The sequence below is a fragment of the Delftia sp. WSY_12 genome (assembly GCF_043104645.1).
Taxonomy (GTDB): domain Bacteria; phylum Pseudomonadota; class Gammaproteobacteria; order Burkholderiales; family Burkholderiaceae_C; genus Comamonas; species Comamonas tsuruhatensis.
This window is the reverse complement of sequence record NZ_JBICKW010000016.1, coordinates 316,813-331,090: the sequence shown is the minus strand read 5'-3', so window position 1 is coordinate 331,090 and position 14,278 is coordinate 316,813. Positions and strand designations below refer to the sequence as shown.

Annotated in this window: 13 protein-coding genes and 2 riboswitches; of the genes, 7 read left to right on the top strand and 6 right to left on the bottom strand. The window is 68.2% G+C overall.

Annotation, left to right across the window (positions count from 1 at the left end):
• Positions 1–37: 37 nt before the first annotated feature.
• Both gcvH and gcvT read right to left on the bottom strand, forming a co-directional pair.
• Complete coding sequence (gene gcvH / locus ACF8LI_RS11110; protein WP_012206130.1) at positions 38–412, bottom strand: glycine cleavage system protein GcvH; 375 nt, start codon at positions 410–412, stop codon at positions 38–40.
• 135 nt (positions 413–547) lie between these two features.
• Positions 548–1,714, bottom strand: coding sequence for a glycine cleavage system aminomethyltransferase GcvT (gene gcvT, locus ACF8LI_RS11105; protein WP_392412683.1), 1,167 nt, complete (start codon positions 1,712–1,714; stop codon positions 548–550).
• A gap of 25 nt (positions 1,715–1,739) precedes the next feature.
• Positions 1,740–1,858: riboswitch (glycine riboswitch) on the bottom strand.
• Between the two features lie 15 nt (positions 1,859–1,873).
• Positions 1,874–1,985, bottom strand: a riboswitch (glycine riboswitch).
• Between the two features lie 168 nt (positions 1,986–2,153).
• On the opposite strand from gcvT, the gene ACF8LI_RS11100 reads away from it, so the two are divergent.
• Positions 2,154–3,758 carry a fatty acid--CoA ligase gene (locus tag ACF8LI_RS11100; protein WP_047217052.1) on the top strand — a complete coding sequence of 535 codons (1,605 nt, stop codon included), beginning with the start codon at positions 2,154–2,156 and terminating at the stop codon, positions 3,756–3,758.
• Between the two features lie 15 nt (positions 3,759–3,773).
• Here the strand turns inward: ACF8LI_RS11100 and ACF8LI_RS11095 are convergent, their stop codons facing one another.
• Positions 3,774–4,691 carry a LysR family transcriptional regulator gene (locus ACF8LI_RS11095; protein ID WP_126312578.1) on the bottom strand — a complete coding sequence of 306 codons (918 nt, stop codon included), beginning with the start codon at positions 4,689–4,691 and terminating at the stop codon, positions 3,774–3,776.
• A 98-nt stretch (positions 4,692–4,789) separates the two neighbouring features.
• On the opposite strand from ACF8LI_RS11095, the gene ACF8LI_RS11090 reads away from it, so the two are divergent.
• On the top strand, positions 4,790–5,281 hold the full coding sequence (locus ACF8LI_RS11090) for a DMT family transporter (protein WP_046985421.1): 492 nt from the start codon (positions 4,790–4,792) through the stop codon (positions 5,279–5,281).
• Positions 5,282–5,332: 51 nt separating this feature from the next.
• Here the strand turns inward: ACF8LI_RS11090 and ACF8LI_RS11085 are convergent, their stop codons facing one another.
• A complete protein-coding gene (locus ACF8LI_RS11085; protein WP_392412681.1) occupies positions 5,333–6,979 on the bottom strand; it encodes an ATP-binding protein in 1,647 nt (548 codons plus the stop codon).
• A gap of 458 nt (positions 6,980–7,437) precedes the next feature.
• Between ACF8LI_RS11085 and ACF8LI_RS11080 the strand changes: the two genes are divergently transcribed.
• The 3 genes from ACF8LI_RS11080 (at position 7,438) to ACF8LI_RS11070 (ending at position 9,108) form a co-directional block, all read left to right on the top strand.
• Positions 7,438–7,893 carry an Lrp/AsnC family transcriptional regulator gene (locus tag ACF8LI_RS11080; RefSeq protein WP_012206124.1) on the top strand — a complete coding sequence of 152 codons (456 nt, stop codon included), beginning with the start codon at positions 7,438–7,440 and terminating at the stop codon, positions 7,891–7,893.
• Positions 7,894–7,898: 5 nt separating this feature from the next.
• Entirely contained in the window at positions 7,899–8,666 is a 768-nt protein-coding gene (locus ACF8LI_RS11075; RefSeq protein WP_374007783.1) for a helix-turn-helix domain-containing protein, read from the top strand.
• Positions 8,667–8,751: 85 nt separating this feature from the next.
• A complete protein-coding gene (locus ACF8LI_RS11070; RefSeq protein WP_016446322.1) occupies positions 8,752–9,108 on the top strand; it encodes a VOC family protein in 357 nt (118 codons plus the stop codon).
• A 50-nt stretch (positions 9,109–9,158) separates the two neighbouring features.
• On the opposite strand, the gene ACF8LI_RS11065 is transcribed toward ACF8LI_RS11070, so the two are convergent.
• The gene (locus tag ACF8LI_RS11065) at positions 9,159–10,640 is read right to left on the bottom strand and encodes an amino acid permease (protein ID WP_392412679.1); all 1,482 of its coding nucleotides are present in this window, start codon (positions 10,638–10,640) and stop codon (positions 9,159–9,161) included.
• 257 nt (positions 10,641–10,897) lie between these two features.
• Positions 10,898–11,788: a LysR family transcriptional regulator gene (locus ACF8LI_RS11060; RefSeq protein WP_016446320.1), complete on the bottom strand. Its 891-nt coding sequence runs from the start codon at positions 11,786–11,788 to the stop codon at positions 10,898–10,900.
• Between the two features lie 91 nt (positions 11,789–11,879).
• Here ACF8LI_RS11060 and ACF8LI_RS11055 point away from each other — a divergent pair, with 91 nt between their 5' ends.
• The gene (locus ACF8LI_RS11055; RefSeq protein WP_392412677.1) at positions 11,880–13,343 is read left to right on the top strand and encodes an MFS transporter; all 1,464 of its coding nucleotides are present in this window, start codon (positions 11,880–11,882) and stop codon (positions 13,341–13,343) included.
• Positions 13,344–13,403: 60 nt separating this feature from the next.
• A complete protein-coding gene (locus ACF8LI_RS11050) occupies positions 13,404–14,216 on the top strand; it encodes an AraC family transcriptional regulator (RefSeq protein ID WP_392412675.1) in 813 nt (270 codons plus the stop codon).
• Positions 14,217–14,278 lie beyond the last annotated feature (62 nt).

The following is a 14,278-nucleotide window of genomic DNA, read 5'->3' as shown; positions in this document are numbered from 1 at the left end:
GGCGGGCCCTGGCGCCCGTCCTGGCCGGAAAGTGGCGTCAGTTGCTCTGGGCAAAGGCCGTGTAGGCGGCTTCGTCAAGCAGCGCGGCCAGCTGGCCTGCGTCGCTGAGCTTGACCTTGAAGAACCAGCCTTCGCCCAGCGGGTCGCTGTTGGCCAGGGAGGGGTCGTCGCGCAGGGCCTCGTTGACTTCGACGATCTCGCCGCTGACGGGCATGTAGACATCGGCGGCGGCCTTGACGGACTCGACCACGCCGGCCACATCGCCCTGGTTGAAGCTGGTGCCCACGGCGGGCAGGTCGACGAACACCACGTCGCCCAGCGCGTCCTGCGCGTGGAGGGTGATGCCGACGATGGCCGCGTCAGGGTTGGCGGCGTTGATCCACTCGTGGTCCTTGGAATACTGGATGCTCATGGCTTGCTCCGATAGAAACTGAAAAGAAACCTGTGAAAGGCGGTTTGAGAAAGGTCAGTGCGCACTGTAGCGGCATGCGATGGCAGGAAAAACGAATCCGCCGAACTCGATCCACGCCAAGCGCGCAGGCTGTCCTCAACCGCGGTGATAGCGGGGCGCCACGAAGGGCGTGGCCTGCACCTGCATGGGCACGGCCTTGCCGCGCACCATGGCCTGCAGCGTGGTGCCGATGGCGGCGCTGCCCGGCTCCACATAGGCCAGTGCCACGGGCTGGTTCAGCGTGGGCGACAGCAGGCCGCTGGTGACCTGGCCGACCTTGCGGCCGCCGGCATCCAGCAGTTCCGTGCCTTCGCGCACGGGCACGCGCTCCAGGGCCACCAGGCCCACGCGCTTGCGCGTGAGCAGCTCGGGCGACTGCAGCTGGGCCAGCACGGTGGCTGCGCCGGGAAAGCCGCCTTCGCGCTCGCCCCCGATGCGGCGGACCTTCTGCACGGCCCAGTTCAGGGCGGCCTCGGCCGGGGTGGTGGTCGTGTCCAGATCGTTGCCGTACAGGCACAGGCCGGCTTCCAGGCGCAGCGAATTGCGCGCGCCCAGGCCCACGGGCCTGACTTCGGGCTGGGCCAGCAGGGCACGGGCAAAGGCCTCGGCGTGGCTGGGGGGCAGGGAGATCTCGAAGCCGTCCTCGCCGGTGTAGCCGCTGCGCGTGATGTACAGCTCGGCCCCCTCCCAGTCGAAGTGGCCGCCTGTCATGAACACCAGGCCGGCCGTATCCGGCAGCAGGCGCTCCATCGCGGCTGCGGCCTGCGGGCCCTGCAGCGCCAGCAGGCCCCGGTCGAACTGGGGCTCGATTTCGCAGCGCTGGCCGATGCGGGCCTGGATGTGCGCCAGGTCTTCATGCTTGCAGGCGCCGTTGACGATCAGGAACAGGTCGTCCTCGCGGCGCACGAACATCAGGTCGTCCAGAATGCCGCCCGCGTCGTTGAGCAGCAGGCCGTAGCGCTGGCGGTGTTCGCCCAGGCCCAGCACGTCCATGGGCATCAGCGACTCCAGCGCGGCCCCGGCGTCGGCACCGCGCACGCTGATCTGGCCCATGTGCGAGACATCGAACAGGCCTGCCGCCTCGCGCGTGTGCAGATGCTCGGCCATCAGCCCCTGCGGGTATTGCACGGGCATGGAGTAGCCGGCAAACGGCACCATGCGCGCGCCCAGTTCCTGGTGCAGGTCGAACAGCGGGGTCTTGAGCAGATCGGTGGTGGAGGCAGCGGACAAGGAGGGCTCTCTTTCAGGCAAGGAACAAGGCATAACGCCATCCCGGTCCTCCGGGATGTGCTGCCCTGCTGTCCGCTTTACCTGAGAGATTCACCCGCACCTTCCATGCGTGGGGCTTGCTCCTTCGGTGGATGGGGCACACCGCCGTGCCCTGCATCTCTCTCCAGCTAGGAACGCCTGCGGCCGTGGCGGCAGGCGGTGCCAGTCCTTTTGCCTGAGCGTTCGGGACGAACCCTGCGCCTTCGGCGGTGCCGCTGCCTGTGACCATTGCGGCCGGGCGGGCACTCTCTCCTGACCGGCGCATTCTAGCTGCGGCCAGCGTCCGTGCGGCTTCGGGATTTCCGCGGGCCGACCGCAGCTCCATGCGCTTGCCTGCATGGATGCATTTGCAAATTGCATAACTGTCTAAAAAATCTCCTACATTGAGATGCATCGATATATGAATCTCGTGAGCGAGAAGGAAGAAGCGCACATGCAGCAGACGCTGGGAGACACATTGGCCTGGCCGGCACGTTACCTGCCGAACAAGGAAGCCCTGGTCGCGTGGGAGGGCGGCGAGCGCCGCGCCTGGACCTACGCCCAGCTCGATGCCGAAGTCAACCGCCACGCCCACGGCCTGGCCGAGCTGGGCATAGGCCATGGCGACGTGGTCGCGGCCTTTCTCTACAACACGCCGGCCTTTGTCTTCACCATGCTGGCGGCCGCGCGCCTGGGCGCCATCTTCAATCCCATCAACTACCGGCTGGCGGCGCAGGAGCTGGCCTTCATCCTCAAGGACGGCGCAGCGCGCGCCCTTGTGTTCGAGCACGAGGGCGGCGAGGTGGCCGCACGCGCCCAGGCCCTGCTCAAGGCCGAAGGTGGCGGCACTGGCACGGGCATCGAGCACTGGATCTTTGCCGACGATGCCCCGGCCGACCCGCTGCCGGCCTGGGCCACGCAGCGCCTGTCCGCCCTGGCCAGTGGCCGCAGCAGCGCGCCGCCCCAGGCCCATGTGCGCGAGAGCGACCCCTGCATCCTCATGTACACCAGCGGCACCACGGGCCGGCCCAAGGGCGTGCTGCATACGCACCGCAGCAAGCTGGCGCACAACGCCCTCATGCACCAGACCATGCAGTTCACGCGCGACGACGTGGGCCTGGCCATGGCGCCGCTCAACCACACGGCCGAGCTGCACACCAGCTTTTTGCCGCGCCTGCAGGCCGGTGCCACCCAGGTGCTGCTGCGCCGCTTCGACGTGACCGAGGCCTGGCGCCTGATCCGCGAAGAGCGCGTGAGCTTCTTCTTCGCGGCGCCCACCATGGTCACCATGCTGCTGGCCGACCCCATTGCCTCGCCTGAGCAGGCGCCCGCGCTGCGGCTGGTGGAGTACGGCGGCGCCTCCATGGCGCCGCACCTGATCCGCGAATGGACACGCAAGGTCGGCAGCGACCTGGTCCAGGTCTACGGCACCACCGAGATGGGGCCCTGCATGTCCATCCTCCTGCCGCGCGAGCAACTCTCGCACGCGGGCTCGGCCGGGCTGCCCTCCATGGGCCATGACCTCATCGTGGCCCGCTTGCGCGAAGACAACGCCCCCACCGACCCGGCCGAGGCCTGCCTGCCCGGCGAGGTGGGCGAAATCCTCGTGCGCGGCCCCTGCATGATGGCCGGCTACCTCAACCGCCCCGACGCCAACACCCGAGCCCTGGCGCACGGCTGGTACCACACGGGCGACCTGGGCCACATCGACGACGACGGCTATCTCTGGATCCGCGACCGCATCGACTACATGATCAATTCGGGTGCCGAGAACGTCTATCCGCGTGAGGTGGAAGACGCGCTGGTCGAACACGCCGACGTGCTCGAGGTCGCCGTCATCGGCGAGGCCGACGAGCGCTGGGGCCAGATCGTCGCCGCCCACGTGGTCGCCAAGCCGGGCGCCACGCCCACGGCCGAGGCGCTGGACGCCTTCCTGGTCCACGGCGACCGCCTGGCTGCCTACAAGCGCCCGCGCCGCTACCACTTCCGCGAAGCCCTGCCCAAGACGGCCAGCGGGAAGATACAGAAGCAGTTGCTGAGGGTGGTGGTGGCAGCCTGAGGCTGCGGCCTGCGTTTACTTCTGCGCAGTACAGCACTGCGCCATCGAGTTGCGCAGCCACCGATGCATGGCATCCCCCTGCTTGCGCACATGCCAGGCCTGCTGGTAGGCGAACTCGGGCAGCTCCAGCGGAGGAGTGAAGCGGCGCAGCGTTTTGTGGCGGCGCAGGTCGCCAATGGCGCGGCTGCCCACGGTCAGCACGAGGTCGGTGCCTGCCAGCACCTCCAGCGCCGCGCTCCAGTGGGGCAGGGCCAGCACCACGCGGCGGCTCAGGCCTTGGGCGGCCAGCGCCCGTTCGATCTCCTCGCTGGCGTCGGGCCGCATGGCCAGCATGACGTGCGGGCGCTGCAGCCAGTCCTGCAGTGACAGCCCGCCGCGTGCCGGCAGCACGGCCTGGTCGGCCACGCTCACGAACTGTTCCTGGAACAGATCCTGCACCTCGATGCCCTCGGGCAGGTCGGGTGCGTCGGGGAAGGGGCCCAGGGCCAGGTCCAGTTCGCCATCGGCCAGCTGGGCCAGCATCACCTCGCGCGTGGACTGGCTGATGGCCAGGTCCAGCCCGGGTGCGTGCTGGCGCAGATGCCGCATCAGCGGCGGCAGCACGATGCGCGATGCGTAGTCCGACAGCGCCAGCCGCAGCCGTCCGCGTGCGTGGGCCGGGTCGAACTCCGCCTGTGCCAGCAAGCCGTTGAGGCTGCCCAGCGCATCCGCCAGCGGTTGCACCAGGCCTTGTGCGCGTGCCGTCAGCGCCATGCGGCCGCCGCGCCGCACCAGCAACGGGTCGCCCAGATGCTCGCGCAACTGCGCCAGCGAATGGCTCATGGCCGGCTGGCTCTTGTGCAGCCGCAGGGCCGCGCGCGTCACATGTTTTTCAGCCAGCAGGGCATGCAGGGCCAGCAGCAGGTTGAGGTCGATCCGGCGCAGTTCATCCATGCCATGAATATAGACCGTGCACAAAAATGATTTTCATCAACGTGCTGGATGCGAGAGCATGCAGGCATCGATTGACAGAAGAAGAAAGGTCTTGCCGCATGACAGGTAAAAGCACATTCACCGCCCTTGCTCCCGTGGCCCTGGCGCTGCTGGCGGGGGCCATCCTGCCATTCCAGGCTGCCAGCAATGCCCTGGTGGGCCGCCTGCTGGGCCACCCGCTGTGGGGCGCGCTGGTCTCGCTGGCCGTGAGCGTCATGGTCGTGGTGCCTGCACTGTGGGTGCTGCGCGCGCCCGCTCCGGCCATGGCCCAGGCGGCAGCGGGGCCATGGTGGCTATGGATAGGCGGTGTGCTGGGGGCCATCTATGTGGCCAGCGCGGCCGCCGTGACACCCAGGCTGGGCGCAGGCGGCTTCCTGGTTTGCGTGGTGGCGGGGCAGATCGTGGTCTCGGTGCTGGTGGACCACTTCGGCCTGATGGGCCTGGGCGCGCGGCCGGTCAATGCGACGCGCCTGGCCGGCGTGGCCTTGATCCTGGGTGGAGTGCTGCTGGTGGTGCAGGGCGGGACGGCCCGTGCAGCGGCGGCCCCATGAGCGCCGCGAGCACGCACTGCTTCAGGGGCAAAGGCCCCGGCCTTGCCCGCGTCAGGCGGGCATGCCCGGCGGCACGGCGGCCGGCCTTGCCGCTGGCGGACATTCCTGGCAGGCATCTGCCGTGCCGGGCGGGAGCCGGCCCAGCCGGATGACAAAGCAGGCCCCGCCTCCCGCAGCCGGCTGGAAGAATGCGTCGCCTGCGTGCAGCCTGGCGATGCGCCTGACCACGGACAGGCCCAGGCCATGCCCGTTGACGTGCCGGGTGGCGCTTGCGCGTTCATAGGGCTCGAAAACCTGTCTTGCCGCTTCGGGCGCAAGGCCCGGTCCCTGGTCGCTGACGGAAATCAGCAGGTCACCGGACGCATCGCAGCGGGCGGCCAGGGTGATGTCGCCCGCCTTGGCATATTTGATGGCGTTGCCGACAAGGTTGGATATGGCGATGCGCACCAGGACAGGGTCGCATTGCCATTGCTGCGGGCCTTGTTCCAGATCCAGTTTCAGGCGATGCCGCCGGGACCAGCCGACGAGCTCTGCAGACTCCTCCAGGAGTTCATCCAATGGCGTCTGCTCCAGTTGCAGCCGGAACGCGCCCGCGTCCAGCCGGTCGCTGATCAGGCAGGTGTCCACCAGGGTCATCAGCCGGCGCGAGGCCCTGCGTATCTGGGACGCCTGCTCGATGAGGGAGTCCGCGTCCGTCGTCGGGAACGTCTGCAGTTCGGTCGCGGCGCTGTCCACGATGGTGAGCGGGGTGCGGAACTCGTGGTTGATCATGTTGAAGAACTGGCGCTGTTCCAGCCGCATCTCCCGCTCGCTGTGCAAGGCCGTCTGCAGGGCCTGCTGGGCCGTTTGCAGCTGTGCGGTGCGCTGCAGCACCTTGGACTCCAGCTCGCGCTCGGCCGCCTGGGCGCGTGACAGGGCCTGCATCCGCTCACTGCGCAGGGCGCGCTCCGCCACCCGCGTGCGGTTGGTCACCGCCATTCCCAGCAGGATGGCCTCGGAAACACGCCCGGCAAACCACAGCATCTGGGCCGATGGCAGCGCGACATCGGGCAGCAGGCCCTGGGTTCTCAGCAGGTTCAGGATGCCCAGGGCGGATGGCACGGCAAACGCCAGCGCGCCCGGCAGGTATTGCCACTGCCTTCGGACCACCAGCAGGTACAGCACGAAGACGGCGCCGAACGATGTGGACACCAGGGCCGTGAACACCACGGCACGCGAGATCTGCGCATAGCCACCCAACAGTGCCAGGCCCAGTGCGATGGCATTCAGCCAGGCCACCACGCTGAAGAGGTGCGCAGCCCAGATCCAATGGCGACGGAACTCGAACAATTGGCTGAAAAACACCGTCGCCACCACACAGAAGCTGCAGTAGGCGATGGACAGCGCATGCTGGGGCTGGTCGGCGCCGGGCAGCCACAGGCCTTCGGGCCGGTAACGGAAAGCAGCGTAGGCAAAACCGGCTGCCAGGAGCGCGGCGCAAAGAATGTAGAGCCTTTCCCTGAGCCAGCACCACAGGATCAGGCTCATCAGCGTGATGGCCAGGGCCGAGCCCATGTACGCGTAAAGCAGCATGGCGGCCGGCGCCATGCTTCTGCCGGGAAAGACCGCAATGCCCTGGGCTGCCTGGGGGTTGGGCAGCAAGCGGGTGAGCAGTGCCAGAAGCGCTGCGGCTGCCAGGGCTTGCGCCAGCCATCGCATTGCAGAATCCGTTGGCCAGTGCCTCCGGCGGCCTTCGGTGGGATTGTCTTGGGTGTGGATCAAGGGGCCGATTGGTTGATGTGGCGAGCGCCCATGCATGCCCGACGTCAGGGTCAGTGCATGGGCGTGCACGTTTGCGGGAGGCATTGTGCACCGGCCGCCGTTGCGGGAAAGCGCTGCCGGGTGTCTGCGGATGCCTGCCGGGTGCCCCAATGCAACAGGCCGCCCCACTGCGGATAAGCGGGGCGGCCTGTAACGGGTTCCTGAGGGGATCACGCATCCGGGCGCTGGCGGTAGTCGGCGGGGCTGGGTGAATGGTTTTGCTGCGCCGGTAAGCGTGCTCCCATGCAGACAAGTGTGCGCGTTTGGCCTCAGAAAATGCTGCTTTATTTCTTCAAAACAGGCGTTGCTACAGAAAATTATTCTGCACCTGCCTGTTTTGCAGTAGATTGCCGGCCATGGACATCCTCGACAGAAAGATTCTTTCCGCCCTGCAGGCCAACGCGCGCGCCAGCCTGCAGGAAATCGGCGCGGCCGTGGGCCTGAGCGCCTCGCCCTGCTGGGCACGCATCAAGAAGCTGGAAGAGGCGGGGGTGATCGAGGGCTATACCGTGCGCCTGAACCCGCTGGCGCTGGGCCTGGGCGATACGGTGCTGGTGCAGGTCACGCTGGACAGCCATTCGGACAACACGCTGGAGAAATTCGGCGAGATGCTGGCGACCATTCCCGAGGTGGTGGAGGCGCACCTGGTCTCGGGCGAGTACGACTACCTGCTGCGCGTCGTCGTCAAGGACACGCGCGACTACGAGCGCCTCCTGCGCGAGAAGCTCTACAAGATCAAGGGCATACGCCACAGCCAGTCCAGCTTTGTGCTGCGCACGTTGAAGAAGGCCGACCTGCCGCTGGGGGTCTGAAGTCCATGCCCTCTGGCCAGGCGCCGCCGCCCGCTCCCTACCGCGAACACTCCCCGCCGCCCGCCTTGCAGCCGCACTTCCAGTGCCTGTGGAGCAGCACCGTGGCCCCGGACTATGCCGGCGGCTTTCTCGTGGTGCCCGATGGCTGCGTGGACATCGTCTGCAAAGGCGGGCGGCTGCTGGCCGTGGGGCCTGACAGGGTGGCTGCGCGGCCCGCGCTCGTGCCGGGGTCCGAGGTATGGGGGGCGCGCTTCGGCCCCGGTGCGGCCAGCGCCTGGCTGGGCCTGCCCATGGACGAGATCGTGGGGCAGGCGGTGGAACTGGGCGATCTGCTGGGGCCGCGCGCGCGCGAGTGGGTGCATCGCATCAACGATGCGCAGCCGGGCGCAGGGCAGGCCGTGTTCATCCATGGACTGGTGCAAATGGGCCGCGACGCCCCGGAGCCCGACCGGCAGGCCATGCAGCTGTTCGGTGTGGCGGCTGCAGCCGGGCGGGACGAATCCGGTGTGCTGGCCGCCATGCGCGCGCAGCTGGACATGTCCGAGCGCAGCCTGCGCCGCCTGTGCCACGCGCAGTTTGGCTACGGCCCCAAGACGCTGGAGCGCGTGCTGCGCTTTCAGCGCCTGCTGGCCCTGGCACGGTCTGACCGGCAGGCAGGTCTTGCGGCCCTGGCGGCGGAGGCCGGCTATGCGGACCAGGCGCATCTGTCGCGCGAGGTGAGGGCGCTGTGCGGCATCACGCCCCGCGCTGCCCTGCAGCAACTGCTGGATTGAGCGGCCCGGCTGGCCGTTTTGTTCAAGATGCCATGCCCCTGCGTGGCCGATGATGGCGGCCTACCGACATTCAATGGAGCATCACATGGGCATCAGGGGCAACAACCACCAGATCGACAACATCGAATTCAACGTGGCCGACATCGCACGCAGCAAGGCGTTCTACGGCGAGGCCTTCGGCTGGACCTTCACAGACTACGGGCCGAGCTACACCGAGTTCAGCGATGGCCGGCTGACGGGCGGCTTCACCACCGGCGAGGAGGTGCGGCCCGGCGGCCCGCTGGTCATCCTCTACGCCGACGATCTGGCCGAGGCGCAGCGCCGCGTGGAGGCGGCCGGTGCCGTGATCAGCCGCGCGGTGTTCGCGTTCCCGGGGGGGCGCAGGTTCCACTTCACCGATCCGGATGGCTACGAGCTGGCCGTGTGGTCGGCCGATGCCTGAAAGACGACAGCCCGCATCTGCGGGCTGTTTTCATGGGGACTGGGAGGGCGTCAGTCGACGTTGGAGCCCAGCTGCATGTCCTTGTACTGCACGATGCGCGTGCCCTTGACCAGGCGGTAGCCGCCCCAGATCAGCAGGAACAACGGCAGGCCGATATAGGTGGCGACCACGCCGGTCCAGTCGATGCGGTCTGCCATGAAGGCCTCGTAGTTCTGGCCCAGCGTGATCACCATGCACAGCACGAAGGCGAAGATGGGGCCGAACGGGAACCACGATGCACGGTAGGGCAGCCGGTTCAGGTCCAGGCCCTGGGCCTCGTAGCCCTTGCGGAAGCGGTAGTGGCTGATGGCGATGCCCAGCCAGGCGATGAAGCCCGTCATGCCCGACAGATTCAGCAGCCAGATGTAGACCAGCTGGGGGCTGAAGATGTTGGTCAGAAAGCACAGCGCAGCCACGACCGTGGTGGCCAGCAGGGCCATCGTGGGCACGCCGCGCTTGTTGACGTACGAGAACATGCGCGGCGCCATGCGCTGGCAGGCCAGCGTGTAGAGCATGCGCGTGGAGGCGTACATGCCCGAGTTGCCGGCCGACAGCACCGAGGTCAGCACCACGGCGTTCATCACGGCGGCGGCCGACAGCAGGCCCGCGCGCTCGAAGACCAGGGTGAAGGGGCTGACGCTGATGTCGCCCAGGTCGTTCTTGAGCAGTTGCGGATCGGTGTAGGGGATCAGCAGGCTGATGACCAGGATGGCCAGGACGTAGAACAGCAAAATGCGCCAGAACACCTGGCGCACGGCGCGGGGCACGTTCTTGGCGGGGTTCTCGGATTCGCCAGCGGCAATGCCGATCAGCTCCGTGCCCTGGAAGGAAAAGCCCACGATCATGGCCACGCCGATCAGCGCCGAGAAACCGCCTGCAAAGGGCGCATCGCCCTGGCTCCACAGGGCAAAGTTGCCCCAGATGCCTTCAGGCGCGCCGCCCCGCACGATGCCCAGGATCATGAGCACGCCCACGCCGATGAAGAGGATGACGGTGGTCACCTTGATGGCGGCGAACCAGTACTCGGCCTCGCCGAAGCCTTTGACCGAGATGGCGTTGAGGCCGAACATGATGGCCAGGAACAGGGCGCTCCACAGCATGCCGTTGCCGTCGGGGAACCAGTAGGCCATGACCAGCTGGGCGGCCACCAGGTCCACGGCAATGGTGACGGCCCAGTTGTACCAGTAGTTCCAGCCCAGCGCGAAGCCGAAGCCTTCGTCCACGTAGCGCGCGCCGTAGGTGGCGAACGAGCCCGAGACGGGCAGGTTCGCGGCCATTTCGCCGAGGCTGGTCATGAGGAAGTAGACCATCAGGCCCACGATCATGTAGGCCAGCAGGGCGCCGCCGGGGCCGGCCTGCGAGATGGTGGCGCCCGAGGCAACGAAGAGGCCGGTGCCGATGGAGCCGCCGATGGCGATCATGGACAGATGCCGCGCCTTGAGTTCGCGCCTGAGTGCGGTGGGAGCGGCGTTCTTGGAGTTGTCTGCTGCCATGGATGTGTCGATGGGTGGATCAGATCCCGCGTGGCCGCTGGCCGGCGCGGGGGCAGGAATGCAAAACAGGTGAAAACAAAAGAGCCGCGCTGTCGCGGCCCCATCAAGGTGCATGCACCACGAAAAGGCGTGATTGTCCGAGAACGCAGCCATCGTGGAAAGGCAGCAGTTTAATCTCCCTTCACCCGCATAAGCCGATCTGAATCAGCACCCACTGTGTGTGCGGCGCCACGCCAGCTCGGCTGGCCGCTGCCGCCTCACCACTGTGTCTGCGCCAGCAGCAGTTGTGCCAGTGCCTTGATGCGCGGCGAAGCCTGGCGCGTGCGCGGGTAGACCAGGGACAGCTCGCGGGCGCGGCCTTCGTGCTGGGGCAGCAGCCGCACCAGCCTGCCCGCCTGCAGGTGCTCGCGCACCGCGAACTCCATGACCTGGGCCACGCCCAGGCCGCCCAGCGAGCCTTCCACCAGCGGATCGCCGCTGTCGAAGGTCACGGTCTGCGGCGCAGGCCAGTCCAGCATCTCGCCATTGCCCGCCAGGAACTGCCAGGGCACGCGCCGGCCCAGGTAGTGGTTGTAGACGGCCATGCAGCTGTGCTGCGCCAGCTCCTGCAGCGTCTGCGGCGTGCCGCGCGCCGCCAGGTAGGCGGGCGAGGCCACGGTCACCCAGCGCAGCGGCGGCAGGGCGCGGGCGATCATGCGGCTGTCTGCCAGCGGGCCGATGCGCACGGCCGCGTCAAAGCCTTCTTCCACCATGTCCACCATGCGGTCGGTGAAGCTGGTGTCGATCTGCAATTGCGGATGCTCGCGCAGCAACTGCCCCAGCAGCGGCACCAGCACGATGCGGCCCAGCATGGACGGCGCCGTCATGCGCAGCACGCCGCTGGGCGCGCAGCGCCGGTCGCTGACCAGCTGGCGCGCCTCCTCCAGCCCGGCGATCAGCGGGGCGCAGCGGTCCACCAGCGCGCAGCCGTCTGGCGTGAGCGACACGCTGCGCGTATTGCGGTGCAGCAGCCGCGTGCCCAGGTCTTTCTCCAGCTGCGCCACGGCGCGCGATATGCGGGACTGGCTGGTGCCCAGCAGGCTTGCCGCCTGGGTGAAGCTGCGGCTTTCGGCCACCTTGATGAGCAATTGAACGGCGTTGAGGTCCATGGCGATGGCATGTTTGATTGATTCGATTTTGCATAAGAAAAATGAATATCTGATGTTTATCTTCAGAAATGCATTAATTAGGATCGCTCCCATGCTTGTGAACGACTCCCCCGCTGGCGCCCTGCGCCACCCGCGCGCAGCGCTGGCGCTGCTGTCCCTGTCCCAGTTGCTGATTGCGCTGGATGCCACCATCGTCTTCGTCGCGCTCGACGCCATGGGCCAGCAGCTGCAGATGGATGCGCACCACCTGCAATGGGTGGTCAGTGCCTACAGCGTGGCCTTTGGCGGCTGCCTGCTGCTGGGCGGGCGCTGCGCGGACCTGCTGGGCAAGCGGCGCATGTATGTGGCGGGGATGGCGCTGTTCGGCCTGGCCTCGCTGGTCGGCGGCTTCGCCTCCCAGCCCTGGCAACTGGTGCTGGGCCGCGCAGGGCAGGGCGTGGCAGGGGCGTTGCTGTTTCCGGCCACGCTGTCGCTGATCAATACCTTGTATGCGGCCGGGCCCGAGCGCAACCGCGCCCTGGCCGTGTGGAGCATGGCGTCGGCCGGCGGGCTGGCGGCCGGCGCGCTGCTGGGCGGCGTGCTCACGCAGACGCTGGGCTGGAACTGGGTGCTGTGGGTGCTGGTGCCCGTGGCCTGGCCGTGTGCCCTGGCGGCGCTGCGCTTTCTGCCGTCCTCGGCCCGTACCGGGCGTGCCGCACCGGGCCAGGGCTTCGATCTGGCCGGTTGCCTGAGCGTGACCGTGGGCAGCAGCCTGCTGGTGACGGCCCTGGTGCAAGGCCCTGAATGGGGCTTTGCCAGCGCCGCCACGCTGGGGACGCTGGCCGTGGCCATGGTGGCGCTGGTCCTGTTCTGGCGCATCGAGGCCCGCATCGCCTCGCCGCTGATGCCGCTGTCCCTGCTGCGCGTGCCCAGCCTGCGCTCGGCCATGCTGCTGACCATGATCTTCATGAGCAGCTTTGGCGTGCAGTACTACTTTCTGGCGCTGTACTTCCAGCAGATCTACGGCTGGAGCCCGCTGCAGGCCGGCCTGGCCTTCCTGCTGCCCACGGCGGTCTGCACGCTGGGCATCCGCTGGGCCGAACACTGGCTGCACCGCTCCACACCGCGCACCGTGCTCATGGGCGGCTGGGCCGCAGGTACCCTCGGCCTGGCCTACATGGCCTGGGCGCTGCCGCTGGGCGGCAGCTATGTCTGGCTTGTGCCGGGCTTCGTGGTGCTCAGCCTGGGCCAGGGCGCGTGCTGGACCGCCATGTGGGTGGTGGCCGGCCAGGGCGTGGCGGCTGCGCAGCAGGGCGTGGCCTCGGGCATTGCGGCCACGGCCCAGCAAGTGGGCGCGGCGCTGGGGCTGGCCCTGCTGGTCATGGTGGCCACCGCGCCGCTGGCCGGAATCACGGCGCCCGATGCGCTGCGCGAGGCCACCGCCCGGGGGCTGCAGCAGGCCGAATGGGGTGCCGCGCTGATCGCGCTGCTGGGGTGGGTGGTGTCGGCGGCCATGCGCCGCGCACCGGCAATCCAGTCCGTGCCGGGCGCGGAGCAGCCTGCCTGCTCGCCTTGAGGTCACTGGCCCGCAGTTACCATCTGCGGCTGCTTTGCACACCCCTCACCACCAACCCACATGGCAGAAACGAGCATCTCCAGCGACTGGGTCCGACATTCGCAGCTGGGCGCAGGCCTGGAGCGCATCGAGGCCTATTTCGGCGGGCACGGCTACGCGCCCCACAGGCACGACACCTACGCGCTGGGCCTGACGCTGTCCGGCGTGCAAAGCTTTGCCTACCGCCGCAGCCAGCGGCACAGCCTGCCGGGCGGTGCCATGGTGCTGCACCCTGACGAATTGCATGACGGCCACGCGGGCACCGAGGCAGGCTTTCGCTACCGCATGGTCTATGTGGAGCCGGCCCTGATCCAGCAGGTGCTGGGCGGCAGGCCCTTGCCTTTCGTCGAGGGAGGACTTTCGGCTGATCCCCGGCTCAAGGCTGCGCTGCTGCCCTTGCTGCAGTGCCTGGACGAGGACCTTGAGCCGCTGGCACGCGACGATGCCCTCTACGACCTGGCGCTGGCCCTGGAGGCCGTGGCCGGTCGGCGCAAGCTCAGGCGTCTGCCGGACCTGGTGGCCGTGGAGCGTGCCCGCGCCTGCATCCATGATTCGCTGGAGCAGGGCGTAACCCTGGAGGCGCTGTCCCAGGCCAGCGGCCTGGACCGCTGGCGGCTGTGCCGGGATTTCCGCGCGCTCTACGGCACCAGCCCCTACCGCTACCTGAGCATGCGCCGGCTGGACACCGTGCGGCGCCTGCTGCTGGCGGGGCAGGGCGTGGCCGATGCTGCACTGCAGGCCGGCTTCTTCGACCAGAGCCACATGGCGCGCCAGTTCGCCATGGCCTATGGCGTGCCGCCCGCACGCTGGCTCAGGCGCCTGGGCGCGGCCTGAGCTGCACGATCGTGCAAGACCGCAGGGAAGGCGCTTCCTAGCATGGAGGCTTCACACGCTTT